Annotated in this window: 22 protein-coding genes; 2 read left to right on the top strand and 20 right to left on the bottom strand. The window is 39.9% G+C overall.

The genetic code is table 11. From position 1 onward, the window contains the following. The first annotated feature begins 95 nt into the window (after positions 1 to 95). Positions 96 to 560, top strand: coding sequence for a GNAT family N-acetyltransferase (locus B5473_RS14920; protein ID WP_079526532.1), 465 nt, complete (start codon positions 96 to 98; stop codon positions 558 to 560). A gap of 182 nt (positions 561 to 742) precedes the next feature. Here B5473_RS14920 and B5473_RS14915 read toward each other — a convergent pair whose 3' ends face one another. From B5473_RS14915 to B5473_RS14850, 14 genes are all read right to left on the bottom strand, one after another. Beyond that, positions 743 to 1,192, bottom strand: coding sequence for a GNAT family N-acetyltransferase (locus B5473_RS14915; RefSeq protein WP_139377745.1), 450 nt, complete (start codon positions 1,190 to 1,192; stop codon positions 743 to 745). A 71-nt stretch (positions 1,193 to 1,263) separates the two neighbouring features. Then, positions 1,264 to 1,626: a topoisomerase gene (locus B5473_RS14910; protein ID WP_079526527.1), complete on the bottom strand. Its 363-nt coding sequence runs from the start codon at positions 1,624 to 1,626 to the stop codon at positions 1,264 to 1,266. Positions 1,627 to 1,833: 207 nt separating this feature from the next. Continuing rightward, positions 1,834 to 4,413: an AAA family ATPase gene (locus B5473_RS14905; RefSeq protein WP_079526525.1), complete on the bottom strand. Its 2,580-nt coding sequence runs from the start codon at positions 4,411 to 4,413 to the stop codon at positions 1,834 to 1,836. Then, complete coding sequence (locus B5473_RS14900) at positions 4,403 to 5,692, bottom strand: methyltransferase domain-containing protein (protein ID WP_079526523.1); 1,290 nt, start codon at positions 5,690 to 5,692, stop codon at positions 4,403 to 4,405. Before B5473_RS14900 ends, B5473_RS14905 begins: the two co-directional genes overlap by 11 nt. A 141-nt stretch (positions 5,693 to 5,833) precedes the next feature. Continuing rightward, positions 5,834 to 6,565 (bottom strand): NAD-dependent deacylase, encoded by a 732-nt coding sequence (locus B5473_RS14895; RefSeq protein ID WP_079526521.1) that lies wholly within the window; start codon positions 6,563 to 6,565, stop codon positions 5,834 to 5,836. Then, complete coding sequence (locus tag B5473_RS14890; protein ID WP_079526519.1) at positions 6,555 to 7,712, bottom strand: M20 family metallopeptidase; 1,158 nt, start codon at positions 7,710 to 7,712, stop codon at positions 6,555 to 6,557. The genes B5473_RS14895 and B5473_RS14890 overlap by 11 nt, the downstream gene beginning before the upstream one ends. 51 nt (positions 7,713 to 7,763) lie before the next feature. Continuing rightward, positions 7,764 to 8,675: a DMT family transporter gene (locus B5473_RS14885; RefSeq protein WP_079526517.1), complete on the bottom strand. Its 912-nt coding sequence runs from the start codon at positions 8,673 to 8,675 to the stop codon at positions 7,764 to 7,766. A gap of 75 nt (positions 8,676 to 8,750) precedes the next feature. Beyond that, positions 8,751 to 9,047, bottom strand: a complete 297-nt coding sequence (locus B5473_RS14880; RefSeq protein ID WP_079526514.1) for a hypothetical protein — start codon at positions 9,045 to 9,047, stop codon at positions 8,751 to 8,753. A gap of 295 nt (positions 9,048 to 9,342) precedes the next feature. Further along, positions 9,343 to 10,494: a toxic anion resistance protein gene (locus tag B5473_RS14875; RefSeq protein WP_079526512.1), complete on the bottom strand. Its 1,152-nt coding sequence runs from the start codon at positions 10,492 to 10,494 to the stop codon at positions 9,343 to 9,345. Positions 10,495 to 10,772: 278 nt separating this feature from the next. Beyond that, positions 10,773 to 12,386, bottom strand: a complete 1,614-nt coding sequence (locus B5473_RS14870; protein WP_079526510.1) for an MFS transporter — start codon at positions 12,384 to 12,386, stop codon at positions 10,773 to 10,775. 120 nt (positions 12,387 to 12,506) lie between these two features. After that, a complete protein-coding gene (argH, locus tag B5473_RS14865; RefSeq protein WP_079526508.1) occupies positions 12,507 to 13,880 on the bottom strand; it encodes an argininosuccinate lyase in 1,374 nt (457 codons plus the stop codon). Positions 13,881 to 13,967: 87 nt separating this feature from the next. After that, positions 13,968 to 15,182 carry an argininosuccinate synthase gene (locus tag B5473_RS14860; RefSeq protein ID WP_079526506.1) on the bottom strand — a complete coding sequence of 405 codons (1,215 nt, stop codon included), beginning with the start codon at positions 15,180 to 15,182 and terminating at the stop codon, positions 13,968 to 13,970. A 246-nt stretch (positions 15,183 to 15,428) separates the two neighbouring features. Beyond that, positions 15,429 to 16,175 (bottom strand): SDR family NAD(P)-dependent oxidoreductase, encoded by a 747-nt coding sequence (locus B5473_RS14855; protein ID WP_079526504.1) that lies wholly within the window; start codon positions 16,173 to 16,175, stop codon positions 15,429 to 15,431. A gap of 52 nt (positions 16,176 to 16,227) precedes the next feature. Next, on the bottom strand, positions 16,228 to 16,677 hold the full coding sequence (locus tag B5473_RS14850) for an RrF2 family transcriptional regulator (RefSeq protein ID WP_176142084.1): 450 nt from the start codon (positions 16,675 to 16,677) through the stop codon (positions 16,228 to 16,230). Between the two features lie 243 nt (positions 16,678 to 16,920). Between B5473_RS14850 and hmpA the strand changes: the two genes are divergently transcribed. After that, a complete protein-coding gene (gene hmpA / locus B5473_RS14845) occupies positions 16,921 to 18,081 on the top strand; it encodes an NO-inducible flavohemoprotein (RefSeq protein ID WP_079526499.1) in 1,161 nt (386 codons plus the stop codon). Between the two features lie 569 nt (positions 18,082 to 18,650). Here hmpA and B5473_RS14840 read toward each other — a convergent pair. From B5473_RS14840 to kduD, 6 genes are all read right to left on the bottom strand, one after another. Further along, complete coding sequence (locus tag B5473_RS14840) at positions 18,651 to 19,640, bottom strand: HD domain-containing phosphohydrolase (protein WP_079526497.1); 990 nt, start codon at positions 19,638 to 19,640, stop codon at positions 18,651 to 18,653. Between the two features lie 299 nt (positions 19,641 to 19,939). After that, positions 19,940 to 20,554: a bifunctional 2-keto-4-hydroxyglutarate aldolase/2-keto-3-deoxy-6-phosphogluconate aldolase gene (locus tag B5473_RS14835; RefSeq protein ID WP_079526495.1), complete on the bottom strand. Its 615-nt coding sequence runs from the start codon at positions 20,552 to 20,554 to the stop codon at positions 19,940 to 19,942. 9 nt (positions 20,555 to 20,563) lie between these two features. After that, positions 20,564 to 21,508: a sugar kinase gene (locus B5473_RS14830; protein ID WP_079526493.1), complete on the bottom strand. Its 945-nt coding sequence runs from the start codon at positions 21,506 to 21,508 to the stop codon at positions 20,564 to 20,566. A 126-nt stretch (positions 21,509 to 21,634) separates the two neighbouring features. Beyond that, positions 21,635 to 22,732, bottom strand: coding sequence for an ABC transporter ATP-binding protein (locus tag B5473_RS14825; protein WP_079526491.1), 1,098 nt, complete (start codon positions 22,730 to 22,732; stop codon positions 21,635 to 21,637). Positions 22,733 to 22,895: 163 nt separating this feature from the next. Next, positions 22,896 to 23,738 (bottom strand): sugar phosphate isomerase/epimerase family protein, encoded by an 843-nt coding sequence (locus tag B5473_RS14820; protein WP_079526489.1) that lies wholly within the window; start codon positions 23,736 to 23,738, stop codon positions 22,896 to 22,898. A gap of 77 nt (positions 23,739 to 23,815) precedes the next feature. Next, positions 23,816 to 24,598, bottom strand: a complete 783-nt coding sequence (kduD, locus tag B5473_RS14815; protein ID WP_079526487.1) for a 2-dehydro-3-deoxy-D-gluconate 5-dehydrogenase KduD — start codon at positions 24,596 to 24,598, stop codon at positions 23,816 to 23,818. Positions 24,599 to 24,613 lie beyond the last annotated feature (15 nt).

Here is a 24,613-nt window from a genome sequence, read left to right as displayed (position 1 = left end):
GTAAAGTTCTAAGACCATTCCTTCATCAGGAAGTAAGTATTTGTCGAATGGAACGAATGCGACATATTGAAAATATTAATCAAGAGGAATAAGTTATGAATAAGATAAGAAAAGCAAAGGTCGAGGATGTAACGACACTGACAGAAATAGCGTTTAAAGCAAAAGGGTATTGGGGTTATTCTGATGATTTTATGAAAGCATGGAAAAATGCTTTAACAATCACAGTGGACGATATCCAGTCAAAAGTGATTTATCTGCTAGAAGATGATATGGCTATTAAGGGGTTCTATTGTTTGTGTATCGAAACGAATGAATTAGAAACCTTATTTGTAGCCCCTACATACAAAGGACAAGGGTTAGGGAAGAGATTATGGAATGATATTTTACTGAAGGCAAAAGAATATGGAGTAAGTAGCTTCCAATTTAAAAGTGATCCAAACGAATATGAATTCTACATAAAAATGGGTGCAAAAAGAATAATTTATGTTGAATCAACAGTTATACCTGGGAGGATATACCCTCTTATGGAATATACGCTTGCACATCTTCCAACAAAATAACGTTTTCTTATAAAAGTTAGGGAATGGCAGCTTTAGGGCACGAATGTTGTTTTATCAACTTTTCGTGCCTATTTTTTTAATAGAAATCCGATTGTTTTGTAGAAAAATCCCCAATTTATTTGAATAAGATATTATTCTTTGTGTTATTGTGGATCAATATCTATTTCACCTAAAATTGATATTTATTTGTCAATTTCTTTATACATGTTGATACCTGCTACTTGAAAACCCAGGTTATTATACAAATTTATTGCATGTTCATTGTTTCCAAAAACATGTAATTTTAAAAAAGCAATTTTACGAACAGCTAAAAGGGATTCAACTTCAGTCATCACCTTTTTTCCAATCCCTTTAGAACGAAACTCTTCTTTGAGGTAAATTTCATATAAAAAGGCACTTTTGCTTTCTTCTACTATTTTTATCCATACATAACCAACCACTTTTTCACTTTCTATAATATTATAGAATTCATGGTTTTCAGTGTTGAATCCGTTTGGCAAATACCCATTTACCGCTTTTTCCGCTCTAATAAAAGAAGTTTCATTTATTATTTCAAATGTATTTTCTTCAAGAGTATAAGCATACCTCTCCGTTTTATCTTTTATGTATGTATCGAATTCATCTTTATTCATAGGTATTAACCGCACCACATACTTAAACAACTTCACGCCCCCTTAAATTTTAACAACCACGAACTAAACTTTTAGTATTTCTCGATTTTAATAGTTATTTTTACTCTCTCTTCGCTATTTGTTTCTGTTTCAGAAACATTCTTGACGGAGTCCTCCACAATTTGTTGAATCAACGTACCTTCAATTTTTGAATCTTTTGGGTAACCTACTGCAACTGTTGATTCACCCCCACCACCATCTATCATTATTGCAAGTGCATCACTATCAAGTTCCGTTTGCTCTGTAATCGATTTTATTATTTCATTTTGTAATTCCGCAAATAAGGTATTATAAGAAACTACAACTTCCTGCTCGCTTTCGATTACCTCGATATTGTTACATCCACCTAACAGGATTGAACATAATACAACCCCTGAAATTATAGCTTTTTTCAATCTTTCTACACCCCTTTTGTATCGATTCATATATTAAAAGTTCTGGTTACTATAACGAAATAATTTCAAATAAGTTCCTTTTGAAAGAAAATTTACCTGTTTATTAATATAAAGCGAACATTATTTCTTATTGCTATCACTAAACAATCTTACAGCAAAAAAATCCCTCCAATCCAATTAGCTGAATTGAAGGGATCTTTTAAGAAATTATAAACGCGGATCGATTGTATCGCTTTCTAACGCAAGTGTCGCAAGTGCACATTCATGTACACGGTTGCTGCTTTCCAAACTTACAAAGCGTGAAATACCTTCCATCCCTAATTTAAATTCCAATAAAGCATTCTTCATTTTGCGGGAAGAGTTACGCTGTTTTAACTTCTTCATCGTAACATCATTTGTATAGTCCATGCCATAAATGATTCGTAAATATTCACGGCCACGCACTTTTATAGCCGGTTGCAGTAATTTCCCATTATGATAAGCGAGGAAATCAAATGGCTTAATAACAATACCTTCGTGACCATTTTCAGTCATGTCCTTCCACCAATTTATTACTTCCTGTTCATCCTGCTCGCTTTCAATCAAACGGTATTCTGTCGCTATAAATAGCGAGCTGTTTTCGGCCAAATACGCATTCATTTTCATATGCCAGCTATGAGACTGGTGAAAGTTTGCTGATGAGCTATGTGCAAGAATATGGAACGGTGCTATTTGTATGCCTGAAAGCTCATTCGTTGGCCAGCAATAATTTCTGAAAACCGCGTCGAAGCGTGCAGCATTTTTATATTTATCGGTATATTCCTCCACCCAGCTCGTCACGTCCACATGCTCTGTTGCTTTCAACTTTTCGATAAGTTTATAGCGATCCATCAACGCATTTTCAGCGACCGTTTCATATTGTTGATCGATTAAGCTTTGTGCTTTTAAATTCCAAGGTAAAATTTCGGCGTCCATTAAGACGAAATTCGTATTAAATTGCTCGAAGTAATTTTTACCGATTAGCTCAGCATGAATTTTCTCCACCATCTGTTGCTGCTCTTTTTGTTCAAAAAAGGCTCGGCCTGTACGTGTTGTAATGTAGCCCAGGCTTTCACTGTTAATGAGCTCCTTTGCAACTTCTTTATTTTTTGCAATAAAGATGACAGCGCGGCTGCCCATATGCTTCTTCTGGGCAATCATTTTTTGAATACCGTTTTTCTTATAGTAATGAAACGCCTCTGCAGGGTGTTCCAAGTAATCCGGTAACGCTGATGTTTGGGGTGTTGGACTCATTGTTGGCGGAATGTAAATCACCTGCTCCAAGGGTAATGTATAGTGAGAAAATGTATCCATTGCTGCCAATGCATTTTCTTTCGGGATTGTTATTTCATACCCTCTCGTTGTATGAACCGCAAAGCCATTTATAAATTGAGCAACATTTGGCGGGCTGAACCGTTTATTTTTCGCCTCTAATATAGGGTTGTCCTCAGTCCCGGCATAATTCGCAAATGCCTTCACACTTTTGAATGTCTGCTCAGGATATTGAAATGCCGTAAGCTCCCCGCCGAATACAACACCTTGGTCAATATTAATTGTTAGGTTTGCTTTAAACGGCTGTACTTTCACATCATGTCCCCAAATGATCATCTCGCTCGTTTTATGCTGCGAGAACCAGTCACCGCGAACAGGCTTACTGGAGCTGTCCGTTTGCTGATTATCACCGTAACGGCAAAAATCAGAAATGCGTTTAGATTCTTTACCGATGTAATGGTCCTTTATGCCGGCGTGTGTAACAACAGCTTTTGTCCTATTATTTTTCGTTAAAATATAATGTGATGGTGCCTTTAAAAGCATGTTAGCAAATCGCTCTTTTAGTGCCTTAGCAGCCTCTTCGCCATGCACCTTTTCATACTCGGTAAATTCTTGCTCGACAAGTTCATCCCCATGATTAAGAGATACCTTTTTCCCTTCCAACCAGCGCGCTATTTTCCAGCCATGATTGCTGTCTGTCATATAGCTTAATCCTGCTTCAATCTGATTCAACCAAAATTGCATTGTTTCAATTGATTTAGGGCCGCGGCTCATAATGTCGCCTACAGAAATTAATCGGCGGCCAGCTGGGTGAACATATACATCGCCGCGCTGCTCATAGCCAAGCTCCATCAAGAGCACAAGCATCTCATCATAACAGCCATGAATATCCCCGATAATATCAAAACCGCTTTCGATTTCTAAATTAAGCTTATTCGGTTCTCGCACTATTTCGACGCTTTCGTCATTTACTTTATAAATTTTGGCAAATGGCTCTTTCTTTATTGCTTTCAACTCATATTTCAACGTATTAAATTGCTGAAGCACCCGTTTACGACCTCTAGGGTTATCACGCAACTCATCACGTGCAAGCAGCTGCTCTTTTGATGTATTCAAAATTAGCGCTAAAACAGGTACATGATTACGTTTGGCAATTTCAAAATATTTGGCGCGTTCAAAGCCGCGTAAATTCGTGGCATCAATTACCGATATTTTATTTAATTTTGCACGTGCTTCCACGACCGTATGAAGTGTATGGAACGCCTGCTCGGAAATGCGCTGATACTCTTCATAAATAATATCCTCGTCATCTTTTGATACAGAAGAAAGGTCGATAAAATCGATATCCGCCACAAGCCTACGATAGTAGTCAGAGCTAATAATCTCGCTTTCAAGAAGCTGACCAGAATCGACTAATGATTGCAGTAATGTGGATTTCCCGCTATTTGATGGACCTATTAAAAGTACGATGGCCCCGTTTGGAAGTTTAAATTGCATGTGAATCTCTCCTTGTCATGATACACATTTGAGTAGGAGCACCATATTGTTCATGTACAGAACCGATCCCTTCAAATTGTAAATCATAGTTTGGCGCAACTGCTTTACACCATGCCTCAAACTGCTTGCGATTCCATTCAAAGCGGTGATCATCGTGGCGCATGTCTTCAAGTTCGTAAACCGTATTATACTCTGCGTTTGGTGTCGTAATAATTAAATGCTTAGGCGTATAATTTTGTGTGATGAGCTGCATAATTTGAGGCAGTCGTTCCTCATCAATATGCTCAATGACCTCACATAAAATAAATACATCCGCCTCTGTAAACTCGTTATCCTCATAATAAAGTGATCCCCACTTAATAATAGGTGGCGCGGCAAATTGCTGGTTGGCAAAACGTTTTTGCATTTTAGCAAGTGCATGATTACTAGGATCGACACTGTACAGCTTTGAAATCGATTCGATTTGCGCAAGAAGCATCGATAATTTCCCTTCTCCTGCCCCCATATCGATAACCGTTTTAGGTTTTAATGCTGTAACTGCCTCGGCAATTGTTTCATAGCGACGCGTATTTAAAGATGGTTTATTGACTTTTTGCTCATTTTCTTCTGTCATGTACAATTGCTTAAATCGCAACGCTTTTTTGTAAATAAACTCACGCATCGGATGAGTTTCAAGCCAGCCCTCACCGTAGTTTTCCAACCGCTCGCGCTCTGCTTCATCAATAAAGTAATGTTTATAGTCATCCATAACCGGGATTAATATAAAAATTTGTTGAAGTGCTTTCTTTAACGTAATGGTATTTGCAAGCGTTAAGAATCGGGCACGTTTAGCGTCAGTCATTGTGTTAATCGTTACTTCATAGCCTAACGGTTCCCATATGTTTCGGATTTCTTCGTCTGTGAGCCTTGATGAAATGGGACCAAATTCAAATGTAAACGGAAAGTCCATTGCTGCAAATTGGATATATTCTTCCTTAGGCTTTCCGTTCAGCGCTGTGCCTAAAGCCGAACGAATAAGTGATAAGAAAATGGTACTAACAGCAAATTCACGGTCATTAATATAATGGGTAATATCAAATGCTTCATTGTCTTTTACAAGCGCCAATGAATCGGGTGTTACAAAGATGGAAGCGTATAATTCGTCATCTGTCATTTTATGATATACAAATCGAACTGCATGCCCTTTTACTTGGCGTTCATAAACGGTTGCCGGGTTTTTCGCCAGTAAATGCGAAATTACTCTCGCATGCGGATTTTTTGTGTAAATAGATAATTGCATAATGTAAATGTTCTCCTTTAGGGATAATTACTAATTTCTATTATAAATGAGTGCTTGGTGAAATGTTTGTAAATTATCAATTTGTTGTTCAGGCTTTGATTACTGCCAAAGGAAAAAGCCCGCATTTTCATACAGGCTTTGTTATAACTTTTTGAAATCCTTCAACTCTCGATGAACATCCGCCAAAATTTCACCGGCCGACCCTTCCAACACTAAGTCAAATGAATAATGTGCGCTAGTGGACGTTTGCTCAAGGTTAATATAGACGAGCTTCCCTTTCGACATGCTAGGCAGCTGGTTGACAGGATATACTTCCAAACTTGTGCCGATCACTATAACAAGGTCCGCATCGTGTATTTCGTGAAGCGTACGGTCCCATGCCTCAGTCGGTAATGATTCACCAAACAGCACAACATTCGGCCGTAATTTTCCAGGACAATATGTGCAAATACTATTATTCAGAAACTGCTCTTTTGCATGTGGCTTGCCGCATTTTTGGCAGCGGATTGTTACAATATTTCCATGCAGTTCCGCTACATTTTTACTTCCGGCCTGCTGATGAAGCTGGTCGACGTTTTGAGTAGCGATAAGCGAAACAAGTCCGCGCTTTTCGAAGTCAGCTAAAATTAGATGTCCTTGGTGCGGTTCGCAATTGTCCAATGCAGTAATCCTCATCTGGTAAAACTCGCGGAATTGTTCAAAGTTCTTTTGCAGACTTTCTGTAGAGGCAACAATACGCGGATCGATATTTTGCCACAAGCCTGTTGACGAACGAAAATCCGGTATGCCCGATTCGGTGGACATTCCGGCACCTGTCAGCACGACCGTCCGATTCGATTCTTTCATCAAGTGAGCCAGTGTTTCAACCGTCATCCCGATTTCCCTCCATCTCAATCTCATTCACAACTTCCAGCAATGTATTTGTCAAAAGTGCGAAACGTTCAATGATATGTTCTTTTAAAATATGCTCATGTTCTGCGTGAATACCGTCACCAACTAGTCCAAGACCATCCAATGTGGGCGTGTATAATGACGTGAAATTGCCGTCGCTTGCACCTCCGACTGACGCTTCATCCACATCAAAACCAAGCTCCTCGGCTTCTTCCTGCGCAATTTCGAACAATTCTTCGCTGTCTTCATCACGTTCCATCGGAGGCCGGTTAATTCCCCCATCGATTTCGATTTTCGTACGCTGATCATATGGTTTAAGCTCTTCAAAATAATCATCGATACGTTCCTGCTCTGTTCGTGTAACCGATCGGACATCAACCCCTACATGCGCCTCATCAGGAATAACGTTCAATTTACCGCCGCCCTGAATCATCCCGACATTCAGCGTTGTCCCCTTCTCGTAATCGTTAAGTGCATCTATATTCAGGATTTGCCTTGCTGCTTCAGTAATCGCGCTGACACCATCTCGCGGATTATTGCCTGCGTGCGATGCAAGCCCTCGAATGTTCAGCAAATACCTGGAAGTCCCTTTCCGCGCAATTTTCAGTTCGCCCGAAACGGTAACAGCTGGCTCCAGTATAAAAGCGGCCACTGATTTTTTCGCTTCTGCTTCAATTAGCGCTCTGGATGTAGGGCTTCCGATTTCTTCATCACTGTTCAGGAAAAACACAACCCGACGCTTCAACGGCAGATTCATTTTTTGAACATATTTAAAAAACCAAATCGCACTGACTAGACCTGATTTCATATCCAAAATACCAGGACCAAAAATTTTATCTTCTTCCTCCCTGTACGGCAAAGCCCCTTTGTCCCAAACAGTATCATAATGGCCGATCATTAAAATCTGTTCGGTTCCTTCGCCCAGTTCAAAACGGAGATGATTACCGTTATGCTCCATCGCATATTCCGTTGCCATTACGTGAAAATAGTCATAAAACATCGACTGGAGTACATCTTTGCACAGATCAAGCAGCTCTTTGTTTTGCGAAGGTGAATCAGCTAATACTAAGCGTTTAATATCGTCTTTTATATCCTTTTCATGCAATGTAAAAAAATCGAATGCTTCCATAACAACGCCTCCTTCATTTTCTATACCCAAAAATGCCTAAGTGACATTCACTTAGACATTCGAAGTGGGAGACTTTTTGCTCCCGGCAATTGATAAATAGGCGACAAATACTAGCATTAATAAAATACCGACATACTGCCAGTTATACAATGTCGCACCGAGCCAGACAACGGAAATCGCCATTGCCGTCAACGGTTCGATACTCGATAAAATACTCGTTTCAACTGGTGATATGTATTTCAGGCTTGTTAAAAATAAAATATAGGCGAAGGATCCCAAAATGCCCGTAGCAATAATGATGACTACATTTACCGGATCCAGCAGCAACAGCCATTGCTCCGTTTTCCAAAGCTGCCCCGTTACCGAGAATATAAGCCCGCCTATGATCATACCCCAGCCGATAATTATGATTACCCCTACTTCAGCCATTAACCGAGCAGGATACAGTGTATAAAATGCGTACGTAAATCCTAACAGCAGTCCCCAAACAAGCGCTTCATTGCTCACAAGTAACCCTGAAACCGAGCCATTTGTCAGCAATAGAAACAGCCCGACAAGCGTACCGAAAATACCGATCAGTTGACTGCTTGGTGGAAGAACCTTCCCAATAATCGATGTATAAATAACGATAAAGATGGGCGCTAAAAACTGCAGTAGTGTTGCAATGATCGCATTGCTTACTTCTATCGACTTTACAAACGTAAATTGTAACCCTACCATTCCAATCACACTGAAAATAAGTAATTGTATGGAATGGTTACGGTTTTTCCAAATGGAGAATACCGATTTTCTCTGCATAGCTACAATGCTAAGTATTAAAATACCTGAAATCGTTAACCGTACAGCAAGCATAAACTCAGCGGTCATGGCCGTTTTTTGCAGGAGCCATTCCATCATCGGACCGGTAGCCCCCCAAAACATCGAACCTACTATAATCATCGCTATGCCTTTCAATCGTTCCACAAATACTACCTTCTTCCAACGTTCTATTCATAATAAAATTTTATCATGATTCCATTGTTGGGAATATAGTACTTATTATTTGATTAGCTCAATCCAGCCACTTTCTTTAATCGTTACACGGGGTGATGCGTACTTTGGGGGTTCGTAGGAAAATACGGTTTTATCAAAATCATCCTTTACAACAAACACATTTAAAAATTGGATTTCATTAATTAATTTTCGGATATGTGCCTTATCATACATATCACTTTTTTCATTCATTAATATAAGCAGTTCATTCTTTATACTCAATACGTCCCGTTCATTTGCTCTGCGTATAACACTTTTAGGCATTTTAAGAAATTCGTCGATTTTCATTAAGTTCTTTTCCATCTTTGTCTTCCTTTCCCTCATGGCAATACTTGTGTAAATCTTCTTTTGTTGTTATTTACCCAATTTCACCAAATTCACCCCTAATTAATCACCAAGAGGAAATTTTAGACCGCTTATTTGCCTAATATAACAAGCTTTTAAATTGAATGTTAATCCGTATTTTTGAATATATATTTATTGAATATTAGGTTTATGCCACAATAGAGAACACCCCCTCATCCCCTAATTTGCACCGAAAGATGATAAAAGGCATCGAGAAAAGAATACTCGATGCCTGTAAGAATAATTTATTTGATTACATGCTCTTTAATTTTTCATATTCAAGCTGTAATTGTTCAATACGCTTACGTCCTTCTTCACGATTACGTACCGTTTCTGCCTGAATTTGTTTTGTTTCTTCAATACCGGAAATTATCGTTTTCCAAGTCGTTTCGATCGTTTCGACTTTAATGCTCGGACTGCCTGCCTGACGAGCAATGTTCACCGAATTTTGACGGACATTTTCTGCGTTTCGTACAAGCATTTCATTCGTACGACGGTCCAGTTCAGCCATCGAATCCGAAACAAGCTTTTGACGCTGCATTGTAACGGCGTGGATCAGACCTTGTTTGAAAATCGGAATTGTCGTCACAAATGCGGAGTTGATTTTTCCGATTAAATGGTTGTTCCCTTGCTGCATTAAACGAATTTGCGGCGCAGACTGGAATGATACTTGCTGAGCCATTTCAAGATCGTAGCCACGTTGCTCCAATAATTCGATTCCGCGTGTAACCGTTTCGAGCTCCATAATCGCTTCATGATCACCGGAATCCGCTTTTGCCGATAATGCAGGCAGCTGCTGACGTAAATCATTTACTTTAATATCGATTGCCGCAATATGCTCACTTAACGTATGGAAGTAGTTTAAATTCTCATCATACATTTGTTCCAGCTGTACGGTGTTTCGTTTCATTTCCACTTCGTACTTCTGAATTTCGTTATAAACGACATCGACTTCTTTGTTCATCGTGTCATATTTGGATAAAATACGCTCCAATTGCTCTTTGCTTTTCGAAAATAGCTTTTTCAGGAAGCCTTTTTTCTGCTCCTCCTGAAAATCCTGGGGATCAAAGCGGTCCATAATTTTATTTAAATTGTTCAGTAATGTAGTCGATTTCTCTAAATTGCTTTGTTTAATTGTAGCGAGCATACGGTCTGAAAATGTTGAAATGCCCTGAGCCGTTTCTTTACCGAATTCGAGAACCGCGATTTGGTTTTTCACGTCAATTTTTTCTGCAAGCTGCTGAACTTGCGGCTGTTGTTTTAACTGTTCCTGACGCTGACGGATTTGAGAAAGCTCCTGTTCCGAAACAAGTTGTTTTTGTGGTTGTTCGACAATATCAGTCGTTTGTGCCGGCTCTTGCTCAGCACGTTTATTTAAATCTTCAAATAATGGATTTTCAGCCATGTTCGATTCCCCCATTCTATGTATTACTAGTATTTACGTAAATTTTAATGAAAAGTTTCACGCTGCTGTTGCTAATTATAACGCAAAACATTGTGAATATTCTAATTTGAGCCTACCCAAAAACAAATGCATCGCTTTTAGACAACAAAAAATGCCCTTTTATGCGCAAAAGGACACTTTTTGTAAGTCTACTATTGGGGGAGAGACTTCACACCCACACAAGCTTTGCATGAGTCTAAAGATAAATTACCCCAAATCGGTCAACCTAAAACACTTTTTTATAATTCCAATGATTTTTTTCGAATCGGTTTTAAAATTAAACCAATGGCAAAAATACAGATGGCAATGACAACTGCCGAGTAAAACAGGCCGCCATAACCATTTTGTGCTGCCATGACCGTTACTTCATTGACAGAATTCAAAATGACTTCTTTTAGCGTAGGATCCTGAATATTTTGGACGACTGTCATCATTTGTTCCTCGGTAAACTGACCGCCCGCCGCGAACTGACTGCCTACTTGAGCAAGCTCCGCAGTTGCCTGTTCCGATAAATTCGCCTGTTGTACATTTTGCTGCAAAATTCCTTGGAAATCGTTTTTAAATAATGTTGGAATTTCGCTGAAGCCGCGCGCGATAAATCCTGCATAAATCGTTGGCGCGATCGTCATCCCGATTGTTCTGATTAACGATAATGACGCTAAAGCCGTCCCTTTATTTGCTTCGAGTTTTTCAGTCGCCAAAATGTTCAGTGGTGCACCTAGAAGTACCCCCATGCCGACACCGCCAATTACGGATGCAATGACAAACTGCCATTTGGCATCAATCCAAGTTGGGAACAGGAAAAAGCCGATAGCCGCAACGAGACCTGAAAACAGGACCGCTAAAACCGGGCCTCTTTTATCGACTAAAATACCGCCAACCGCTGCCCCAATACCTGCAGCCAGTGCTAGCGGTGTCATCCAGTACCCGGCATGCTCGGATTTAATACCCAATACTTGCTCCGAAAAGGCTGGAATGAAAATCATTGCAGCAAGCATCGCACCAGATAGAAGACCTAACAGCAATGTCAGTAAATAAGTCGGCTGACGCATTAACGCCACCGGTAAAATCGGGTCCCCTCCACGGCGCTCAAGACGAGTTTCATAGAAATAAAGGATAACAAGTACGATAATTCCAGCTAGTAAATACGGATATACTGTCGGTTCGATAAGAGAGCTGAAAAAGTTAATCCCCTCAATATTTGTCAGCCCGTACATAATCCCTAAAATCGCGACAGAAAGCAGAACTGTTCCCGTCATATCAAGCTTGCCGGGTGCTGCATCTTTCGTTTCTTCCAGTTTGAGATAACCCATGATAACAAGGAAAATCGCGATCGGCACATTTATTAAAAAAAGCCAATGCCAGCTGCCTGTCAGATCCAAAATGACACTTCCGATATTCGGACCTAAAACAGCGGCAACCCCATTCATCCCGCCAAGCAATCCCAATGCTTTCCCTTGCTTTTCCGCAGGCAGTGTACTTACGACATATGAAGTACCGATAATAAAAATACCGCCTCCACCCATCGCCTGGATAAAGCGGGAAATTAAATAAAACGTAAAGTTCGGGCTAAGTGCAACGAGAAGTGAACCAAGACCAAATAACGCAATTTCCACAATAAACAGTTTCTTGCGTCCATAACGGTCCGAAAGTTTCCCTACGATCGGAACACTGATAGCCAACCCGAGTGTGTACAGTGTAACACCCCAGGCTCCCCAGTTTGCTTCGACATTAAACGAGCTGTTAATCGTTGTCAGTGCAGCACTGATGATTCCATTATCGAGTGCCGCCATAAATACGCCAAGTGCAAATAACGTAAGCACCCATGTTTGCGAAGTCTTTGTATTTGTCATAAAAAGACACCTTTCTTTTTAAAGTATCTATTATTATACTGCTAATTTTGAATTTGCATAAGAAATAATACCATTAAAAGGAAAAAATGCCCTGCAAAATTTTTTACAGGGCATCCATTGCTATACTAATAGTTGTTTCGCATTTTGAATTTGAAGTGCCACTTGCTCAAAACCTGTGCCACCTAACGAATTACGCCGGCTCACAGCAGCTTCCGGTGCAAGTACTGCGTAAATATCTTCTTCAATTAATGCTGATTCTTTCTGCATTTCTTCCAAAGGCAGATCCAGTAAGTAGATTCCTTGTTGGATACATGTAAATACAAGCTTTCCTGTTACTTCATGCGCTTCACGGAACGGCATACCTTTTGTCGCCAAATAATCCGCAAGCTCTGTGGCGTTCGAAAAGTCTGAATGTACCGCACTGTGTAGACGCGCTTTGTTGACCGTCATCGTACGAACCATACCTTCGAATATTTTCAGTGATCCTAATACCGTTTCCATCGTATCAAACATGCCTTCTTTATCTTCCTGCATATCCTTGTTGTACGTTAACGGCGTACCTTTTAAAACTGTTAACAGCCCCATTAAGTTCCCGTATGCACGGCCTGTTTTCCCGCGAATCAGTTCCGCCATATCCGGATTTTTCTTTTGTGGCATAATAGATGATCCTGTTGAGAATGCATCATCCAGCTCGATAAATTTAAATTCATCCGTTGACCAAATAATGATTTCTTCCGCAAAACGTGATAAGTGTGTCATCAATAGTGCTGAATTTGATAAAAATTCAACGATAAAATCACGGTCACTTACCGCATCCATTGAATTGGCATACACTTCCGCAAAACCTAGCAGTTCAGCTGATTTCAAACGGTCGATTGGGAATGTTGTACCTGCCATTGCCCCGGCACCTAAAGGTAAAATATCAATGCGCTTCATAGATTCTGTAAAACGCTCTTTATCACGTTGCAGCTGCCAGAAGTACACCATTAAATGATGGGCAAAACTAATTGGCTGTGCACGTTGTAAATGCGTGTAGCCAGGTGCAATCGTATCCACATTCTGCTCTGCCTGCTCGACAATCGTTTTTTGGAAGTGCTCGATTAAGCCGATTACTTCAGGTACGCGTTTCTTTAAGAATAAGTGCATATCTGTTGCGACTTGGTCATTACGTGAACGCCCAGTATGAAGCTTCCCGCCAACAGGACCGATCAGATCAATCAGCATTTTTTCAAGATTTAAATGGATGTCTTCATTGGAAACCGAAAACTCCAGTTCACCCGCTTCGGCTTTTACTTTTAATTGTGCAAGACCGTCCAGAATTTTCTCGACATCTTCTTTTGGTAAAATATTTTGTGCACCAAGCATTGTGACATGTGCTACAGAACCTTCAATATCTTCCAACACTAATTGCTGATCAAAGCCAATTGATGCCCCGAATTCGTCAACCCAGCTTTCTGCAGACTTCTGGAAACGACCGCCCCATAATTTTGCCATAGTAGTTTCACTCCTCAACTTATGTTCCTAATAATAGAAGAAGCGACTCGGGTTCCGAATCGCTCACTTCATTAACCGTATATCTAATTATTTATTTACTGTTTGTTTTGTGCTTTTTGCTACTTCTGATGCAACAACTGTTGGCATACCCCATAATTCGATAAAGCCTACAGCAGAAGCGTGGTTGAATTGGTCATGTTTTGAATATGTCGCCAATTCTTCAGAGTATAGTGAATTTGGAGATTTACGTCCTTCAACAATCGCATGGCCTTTGTAAAGTTTTACACGAACTGTTCCGTTTACATACTTTTGCGTTTCTTTTAAGAACGCTTCAAGAGCAGTACGGATTGGGTTGAACCAAAGACCGTTATAGATAATTTCAGATAGTTTTTGTTCAATAATTGGTTTGAAATGCGCCAATTCTTTTACTAATGTAATATCTTCTAATTCTTTATGCGCTGTTAATAATACTTTCGCACCTGGAATTTCGTATACTTCACGAGATTTAATACCAACTAGACGGTTTTCAACGTGGTCGATACGGCCGATACCGTGTTCACCAGCAATTTTATTTAATTCTTGAATTAAGTCTGCTAGTTTCATTTGAATACCGTTAATAGAAACTGGTTTACCTTCAACGAATTCGATTTCAACGTATTCCGGTGTATTCGGTGCTTCTTCCAATGAAACTGTTAAACCGTATGCTTCTTCTGGTGGTGCAACCCAAGGGTCTTCCATTACGCCAGCTTCGTTTGCACGGCCCCATAAGTTTTGGTCGATTGAGAATGGTGAATCGATTGTTGCAGGAATTGGAACACCGTGTTTTGCTGCATATTCGATTTCTTCGTCACGGCTCCAGCCCCACTCACGTACAGGTGCTAATACTTCTAGGTCCGGATTTAATGCTTTAATCGAAACTTCGAAACGTACTTGGTCATTCCCTTTACCAGTACAACCGTGTGCTACTGCATCGGCATTTGTTTCATTTGCGATTTCTACTAATTTTTTAGAAATTAATGGACGAGATAAAGCAGAAACTAATGGATACTTTTGCTCATACCAAGTGTGTCCTTGTAATGAGATTAATGCAAAGTCTTCTGCAAACTCATCTTTTGCATCGATCATATATGATTCAACAGCACCTACTTGAAGTGCTTTGTTACGGATAAAATCTAAGTCTTTACCTTCACCAACATCAAGACATACTGCGATTACGTCCCAACCTTGTTCTTTTAACCATGGAATTGCTACTGATGTATCAAGACCACCTGAATATGCCAATACGACTTTCTTGTTCGCCATGTTAATTGCCCCCAAATGATGTATGTTTATACATTGAATTAATAGTTTATACACGAATAGTAACACGTTATAAAAATAAACGCAACTGCATTTATATAAATTTTTTCACTTTTTGATACAATCTAAAAACATTGGTTCCGGAAGTTTTCACAAGCTCTCGTTCATGCATAAATATGCTATTAATTGCAGCAGATTTCAAAAGAGAGCATTTCAATTTTTATGATCAAAAATCGAATGCTCTCACACTTACTTCTTATTAAAGAATCCTTTGCCGACAAATTCTACAACTGCCGGTGCTACTGCATATAATTTACTCGTTACACTCATAATACGTGGTAGATTCACTTCACGCGGACGTTTCCCGATTGCATGGACAACTTCTTGCGCGACTTTTTCAGGGGGCAACAGAAATTTCCCGATTGCTTCTTTATAAGCGTTCGTTGCATCGGCTTTCTGAATAAAAGGTGTATCGATCGGCCCCGGATAAATTCCGGTAACATGTATATTGTATTCTGCCAGCTCCAGACGAAGGCCATTCACAAAACCGGTAATTGCATGTTTACTCGCTGCATAAACACTCGCTTTTTTCGTAGCGACCTTGCCTGCCTGTGAGCCGACAAAGATAAAATGACCTTTCTTTCTCTCAATCATTGCCGGTGCCAGACGTTTTGCCAAGTAGATCGGTGCACGAACATTTACATCAAGCATCTGGTCGATTTCCTGGTCTGCTAAATCAACTGCACTTTCAAAATAACCTAATCCGGCGTTTAAAACGGCGATATCAATTGGCGGTAGTTGCGATACGACTTCATCTATATGAGATGGAATTCTTAAATCCGCTTTGTATGCAATCGCCCCTATCCCATTTAAATAGTTAATGGCACTGTCATTTCTTCCAGTTGCATAAACGGTATGTCCTTCTTTTACAAGCATTTCTGTAATAATGCGCCCGATACCGCTTGTCGCACCTGTAATAAAAACTGTTTTTTTCATAGCTTCCCTCTTTATTATCTTATTTTTAGGTAATATAAAAACTAGTAAATGGCTATTTACTAGTTTGGGTAATGCCGAATAATTCACTTAAAATGTCTTTTGATACGAGCACATCCGCCAATGTATAGGTATCAAGCACAGCCAAATATGCTTTTAATGCTTGTTGTAAAGCAAATTTCAGCCTGCACTCCGGTGATATTTTGCAAAGGTTCCCTTCCGGATTGAAACATTCAACAAGGTGAAAGTCATCTTCTGTTTTGCGAACGACATCACCAATATTGATTTGTTCAGGTTCAAGTGCCAGACGAATGCCGCCTCCGCGCCCGCGAATCGTTTCAATATAGCCATGTTTCCCTAAATCATGGGTTACTTTCATTAAATGATTTTTGGAAATCTGATACGCATTAGCAATTTCCTGAATCGTAACTAAATTTTCTCTGCCCCGTACACCTAAATACATGAGCGTACGTAAAGAATAATCTGTATATACTGTTAACCGCACGCTGTTCACCATCTTTCTTCAACTTAAGTATAACATTTTAAACAAAATGTTCGAATAGAACGGCTTATGTTTATCGATGAATTCATTATAATGTTTTGTGTCCATTTTGTTAAAGATGTATTTTTTATATATGTTTGTGACAGATATGTTAAAGATGTATTTTTGATATTGCTTTAGCATTTTTTTAGCAGTATATTGATGTTGCAAGAAACAAACAACCAAATTTGAGGGGACGTGCAATGTATGTTAGCACAACAAACTATTAATATTATCAAATCAACAGTACCTGTATTGGAGGTACACGGATTAGCAATTACTAAAACTTTCTATGCAAACTTATTCAGAGAAAACCCGGAATTACTAAACATTTTCAATCATACAAACCAAAAGAAAGATCGTCAGCAAACAGCTTTAGCAAACACTGTATATGCAGCAGCAGTTCATATCGATAACTTGGAGGCAATCGTTCCGGCTGTTGTCCAAATTGCACATAAACACGTAAGTTTAGGTATTTTACCGGAGCATTATCCGATTGTCGGTAAATATTTATTAGAAGCGATTAAAGAAGTTCTTGGAGATGCGGCGACAGATGAAATTATCGACGCTTGGGGTAAAGCTTACGGCGTAATTGCTGAAGTATTCATTTCAGTGGAAGAAGATTTATACAAAGCAGCGGAAAATGCTGGAGGCTGGCGCGCATTTAAAGAATTTACAATTGCAGAAGTTGTGGAAGAAAGCGAAGCAGTTAAATCATTCTATTTAAAACCAGTTAACGGCGAAAAATTACCACCATTCAAAGCTGGCCAATTCATTACATTGCGCACACAAGTACCAGGTGAACAATACTTAATGAACCGCCAATATACATTAACAGACGGCTCGGAAGATTATTTCCGTATTTCTGTAAAACGTGAAGATGATGTAACACCAAACGGAATTGTTTCAAACTTCCTACACAACGCAGAAATCGGTACAAAAGTGGATGTAAGTGCTCCTGCAGGTGTGTTCACATTAGTAGAAAATGAAAGCCCAGTTCTATTCATCAGCGGTGGAGTAGGTGTAACACCATTACAAGGAATGCTTAAATCAATTGAAGGCCGCCAAGCATCATTTATCCAATGTGCACGCAACGAAAATGTAGCGGCATTTAAAGAAACTATCGAAGAAAACGTTGCAGCGACAGACGGTAAATATAAAGCGGTTTATTCAGATTTAGACGGCTATATTACTAAAGCGCAAATCGAGGAATTCCTAGTTCCTGGAACAGAAGTTTATGTATGTGGACCAACTGTATTCATGGAAACTGTAATCCAATACTTAGTTGAGCTAGGTGTACCTACCGAGAAGATTCATTATGAATTCTTCGGTGCAGCGATGGCGTTACAGATTAAGAAAACAGCTTAATTTATGATGAAGAAGAAAATGCCAGTTTCCGGTAGCCATACCGGTGACTGGTTTTTTGTTTTTTACTGAGTGTGTTTCTAATAAATTAGTGAGATGTTCTAATAAACGCGTAAAAGTTCTAATAAAACACCGATCTTCTAATATAAGTTGCCGATGTTCAAATAAGTGGTCAAGATCTTCTAATAAGAGGTCGGGAACTTCTAATATGTGAGTCTGATGTTCTAATATATCGGAGGAAGTTCTAATAAAAGCTGCAGACCACATTTTTTAATATGCAATCATGAAGTTTTAATGATCAAGTGCGCCGGTTTTAGTGCGATGTTCTAATAAGCTGCCGCGAACTTCTAATATGTGAGTCGGATGTTCTAATATATCGAAGGAAGTTCTAATATATACAGCAGACCGCATTTTCTAATATGCAATCACGAAGTTTTAATGATCTTGTGCCCCAGTTTTCTAATAAGTTAGCACGATGTTCTAATAAGTTGCCGAGAACTTCTAATATATCAGCACACTATTAAAAAATTTCATCTAAAAATTATAAGTCCGGTGTAATACCGGACACATTTTTAAAACAGGCTGATAAAGGTTTCCACAATTAACGGATCAAAATGTTTCCCTTTATTTTCTTCAATAAATGCCAATGCTTTTTCTTCCGGCCAGGAATCTTTATACGGTCTCCGTGTTGTTAACGCATCAAACACATCAACAATCGATACGACTCGCGCTTCAAGTGGAATCTGCTCGCCTTTTAGCTGGAATGGGTAGCCCGTTCCATCCCATCTTTCATGGTGATGCAAAATAATATTTTCGGCGACTTCCATACTCTTGATAAAATCATAATTGATTTCCTTGGACATTTTGTTAAGAATGTCTGCCCCTGTCAACGGATGCATTTCTATTATTTTTCTTTCATAAATGGACAATGCTCCTGGTTTATACAAAATCCCTTCTGGCATACCCGCTTTTCCGATGTCATGCAGTATACTGGAATGAATCACATTGTTCATATAATTAGATTCTAATTGAAGGTTGTTTTTCTCATTGTGTGCCTTCAAAAGTTTTTCCGTCAATGCCTGAACTCTTAGTAAATGCTCTTCCGTTCCGGGATCACGGATTTCACAGGAGATGGCCAGCACTTTCAATAGTTCTCTCTGTACTTCAATCTTCTTGTCTTCAGATAAGTATAAGCCCTCTTCCAACTGTTCTAACGCGCGAAAAACTCCTATATAAAACCATTCATCCTCAATTTTGAAAGGCGTAATGGTAATAGATGAATGCCAAAGTTCCCCGGATTTCTTTCGATTCACAAAAATTCCTGACCAAGGGATATGCTGCTTTAAAGAATCTTTCATTGAACGATACGTTTCTTTGCTCGTAAGTTTCGATTTAATAAAGCCCGCTTTTATACCGATGATTTTATTTCTTTCAAAACCTGTTACCTCTTCATATGTATCATTGACTGCTAAAATAATATGGTCACTGTCTGTAATCAGTACTGCATCCCCCAATTTCAAAAAGCTTTTTAATTGCAAAGGTAACTGCAACATCGTTTTCATAAACAGCCTCCTGTTTCATTTAATTTCATGTATAACATCGTGCTGACTCGTTATGTACGCATATGGAAATATTATACTGATAAAATAAAATTAATGCGCTCCTGTTCTTGGTGAAAAATGACACTTTTACTACTCTTTATATCGAATTCTTAATATTTAGAATTTTTACCGATCAACTGTAGACGGTTTGTGGGTGTTTGCAAATAAATAATAAAACGTCAAAACCAATCATGAATGAAAGGTTTTGACGTTTCGAACGGAGAATATAAGTGGTAAACTAACCGTCAACCAAACACTACTTACAGCTTCCCGCAATACTCTTGACTCGCAGCTACGACAGCATCTACCCCACCTGTCTCATAAGCCTTCGTTAAATCACTGCTAATCCCTATAGCGACAGCACCTGCATCGAGCCATTCCTGCATATTGTTGGCACTAATCCCGCCTGTCGGCATAATTTCTACATGAGGCAACGGCCCATTCACCGTACGGATAAAGCCGGGTGAGAAATGGTTCGCCGGGAAAAGCTTAACGATGTCACAGCCCGCTTCCAGTGCAGTTACTATTTCATTTAAAGTCATACACCCTGGTAAATAGGGTATTCCGTAGCGGTTGCATAATTTAGCGATGTCCGCATTAAAGCTCGGACTGACAATAAATTTCGCACCGCATAAAATGGCATGTCTTGCCGTCTCCGAATCTAACACGGTTCCAGCGCCTATAATCGCATCTAAAGAGCGGATTTCTTCAAATACTTCCTGAACAAACGGTGTTGTATATGTAAGCTCTATAAGGCGAATTCCTCCTTGTACAGCACCTTGAATAATTTCTGTCGCTTCCTGCACCGAGCTTCCGCGAATGACCGCTACAATTTTATGTTCTTTCAGTTGGTGAATCACTTCATATTTTTTCATCGGGAACCCTTACCTTTCAACTAGCGTTTTCTGTCCTAAAAATACTTCCACATCTGTATATTCCGGCAAACCTTCATTGTCACCCTTTACCGTTGTCACCATTGCACCAACAGCATTCGCCAGACGAAGACGCTCGGTCACATCATAGCCTTTTATCAGCCCGAAAATATATGCCGCATCATAACCGTCACCAGCACCTACCGTATCGACAGGTTTAACTTCAAATGGTTCCGCAATATGCCATTGTCCGTTTACATAAGCTTTCGATCCATTTGCCCCGTCCTTAATGACGAGTTCTGAAATATTATACTGTGCGGCAAACTGTTCAAATGACGTAGTACCGATAATCATTTCAATTTCGTCCAGCCCGGTCAATAAAATGTCGACATACGGGAAAATCTCAAAATAGGCAGCCCTTGCTTGCTCCAATGTCCAAAGTTTCAAGCGGATATTCGGGTCAAAAGATACCGGAATGCCTTTTGCTTTTGCGATGCGTAAAATAGCCAGTGCAATTTGCAGGTTTTGCGGTGCAATGGCCAGAAACACACCCGTCAGATGAACATACGCTATATCATCAAACATCGATTCCTCGATATCCTCTTCGGTCATTGTCAAAATCGGTGACTGATACCGGTAGTAAAATGTCTTCCCGGAGCCATTTTCCAATATTTCTTTAAAATTCAGCGATGTCGGATAACCGGACACATGCTCCACATAATCCATATTGATGCCTTCACCGCGCACGGTGTTATAAATATATTTCGAAAATTCATCCCCGCCTAATCGACTCATCCACTTAACAGGAAGCCCTAATCTGGCACAGCCAATGGCAAAATTCAGTTCGGCCCCGCCTAACTTGCGCTCAAATGAATTAACATAGCGTAACGGACCTGTAGCCACCGGATTAAATGTAATTAGCGCATCCCCTAAAGTAAAAATATAGTTTCGTTCCATGAGCTTTCCCCCTGCCTTCATACAAGTAATTGTTGAAAGAAAGGCTGTCCTATAAGTAAATGACTTTTGGACAGCCTTAATTCTTCTATTAAGTTAGAAGCTTCTCTATTGCTTCTCCCGTCGGTATTAGCGAATACGTATCTCTGTTTCTTTATCAAAGAAATGCATTTTATCCGTATTAACAGCAAAATTGACTTTTTGTCCTGCTTCAATTGTTTGTTGCGCATCCGTCAATGCTACAACTTCCTGGTCGCCGATTTTGAAATACAGCATAATTTCAGAACCTGTTAACTCCGCAACTTCGATTTCATATTGAGACACAACAGAAGGATCAAGCTCCGCCGTCTCTTCCCCTACAAAAAAGCTCTCAGGACGGATTCCTAAAATAACTTCCTTCCCGACATAACCTTGCTGACGAAGCATCGTCATTTTATCTTCCGGAATTATTATTTTTCTGTCTCCCAGCTGGTAATAGCCATCTTCTACACGTCCATCTAAAAAGTTCATGGAAGGTGAACCGATAAAGCCGCCAACAAACACATTTTCAGGATTATCATAAATATACTTCGGTGCCCCTACCTGATGAATAATGCCGTCCTTCATTACGACTATACGGCTCGCCATTGTCATCGCTTCTGTCTGGTCATGTGTTACATAAATTGTCGTTGTCCCGATACGACGGTGCAATTTAATGATTTCAGCACGCATTTGCACACGCAGCTTTGCGTCCAGATTTGACAGCGGCTCGTCCATCAAGAACAGCTTCGCATCCCGTACAATGGCACGGCCCAATGCAACACGTTGTCTTTGGCCACCAGATAAAGCTTTCGGTTTACGGTTCAAGTAATTTTCGATGCCCAAAATTTTCGCCGCATTACGTACTCGCTCATCGATTTCCGACTTCGGCAGCTTACGTAATTTCAAACCGAATGCAATATTGTCATAAACCGTCATATGCGGGTACAATGCATAGTTTTGGAATACCATTGCGATATCGCGGTCTTTTGGTGCGATGTCGTTTACACGCTTATCATCAATATAGAAATCCCCTTTTGAAATCTCCTCCAAGCCTGCCATCATCCGTAAAGTTGTCGATTTTCCGCAACCCGAAGGACCAACAAAAACGATGAATTCCTTATCCTCGATATGCAAGTTAAAATTATCTACAGCGGTTACTTTATTATCGTAAATTTTATAAATATTATTTAATTTTAATTCTGCCATTTCCTTACCCCCTCGATCGATTCCTTGTGAACACTGCTAATGTGCTTCTTAATTTAATAGTAATAGAAAACGCTTTCAGAAATAATTTAAAATTTTTAGATAATTGTTTAAAATCTTATAATATATGGCATAAATGCACATTTTGATTTACTACTGCGCTCTTTTAAGCTTGTTCATACCAGTCTTGTATATTACGTATACTATCGGCAATATGAGGATCGCGCGTATTTTCCAAAAGAATATTGATGAACGGCTTCTCCTTCTTCAGCCTTTCCGCTAAATACTTATAATCGAGCTGGCCGGTTCCGACTGGCACCATTACAATTTCACCATTATCCAAAATGAAATCTTTCGCATGAACGATCACAATACGTTCGCCGAATAATTCGAAGGCTTCATCTATTACCGAATGCTGATCATGGACATTTTCCAAGCTCATAAAATTCGCCGGGTCATAAATGACTTGCATATTCGACGACGGTACATCTTCCAATAAACGCTTCATCCGCTGCGGTGTGTGAATCGGGTGATTGATACCGCCTTCAATACCGACGATGACACCAAACTTTTCTGCCTCTTCTACGAGTTCTTGCACACTTTTTACAACTTCCTTATAAGCTTCTTCGGTAAAATTATCTTCGCTGTAACCGAGTGACGGAATGACACTGCCCGTTTCTGTTCCGACAATACTGCAGCCGAAATCATGCGCAAAACGGATATGTTCTTTAAAGCGATCGAGCTGCCGCTGTCTCTCAGCTAAATCCGGATGAATCATATTAATATAGCAGCCTAAAACAGCAATGCGAACATCGTGCTGCTGAAAAAGTGATTTTACATAATGCCCATACCCTGGTGATAATGACCCTGTACTTGTAGAAAATTCCGTAATGGATTTTGCAAGTGCTAGCTGGACTGCAGAAAATCCTCTTTGCGCTACGTTTGCCGCAAGCTCCTGTAAGTTTTCTGCTTCCAGATCATGTGCACGAATACCTAAATTAGCTTTCATTATTTCCACATCCTTTAGTAAAAGCCGTATCAGCATTGCGTGATACGGCTTATAATTATTTCCTATTAATTTAGTAGTTATCTTGCCAGCCAGCCGCCATCAACGGCTAAAATATGACCGTTCGTATAATCCGAAGCACGGCTTGCCAAGTATACGACAGATCCCATCAAGTCTGCAGTCGTAGCCCAACGTCCTGCAGGAATACGTGATAGAATTTCCGTGCTGCGTTTTTCATCCTGGCGAATCGGCGCCGTATTATCTGTTGCCACATAGCCTGGAGCAATCGCGTTAATCTGCACATTATGCTCTGCCAGTTCATTGGCAAATGCCTTTGTTAAACCGGCGACGGCATGTTTACTCGCTGTATATGGCGGAACAAATTTGCCGCCCTGGTACGAAAGCATCGATGCGATATTGATAATTTTCCCGCTCTTTTTCTCTACCATTACTTTCGCGACTTCCTGGCTTAATAGGTATAGACTGTTTAAGTTAATTTCCATCACCGCATCCCAGTCCTGTTCCTGGTAATCCAGTAATGGTGAACGGCGGATTGTACCGGCATTATTCACTAAAATATCCACTGTGCCATATTCTTGCAGGCAAGCTTCCAAAGCAGGTTTGATAATCGTACGATCGCTTAAATCACCCTGGTAAAACGTTACCTTTTGGCCTGTTTCGTTAATTAAACGCTCTGTCTCACTCCAGTCCGCGCTGCGCGCAATAACAAAAATGTCTGCTCCCGCTTTTGCTAAAGCGACGGCATATGCCTGGCCTAATCCTTTATTGCCGCCTGTTACAATGGCAACTTTTCCTTTTAAGCTAAAGTAATCTAATGAAAAACCGGCTACTTCCTGTGTCATCTATTGTTCCTCCAT

The sequence above is a fragment of the Solibacillus isronensis genome, assembly GCF_900168685.1.
Classification (GTDB): domain Bacteria; phylum Bacillota; class Bacilli; order Bacillales_A; family Planococcaceae; genus Solibacillus; species Solibacillus isronensis_A.
Note: the sequence above shows the minus strand (reverse complement) of the source record. Positions and strands in the feature narration are given on the sequence as shown.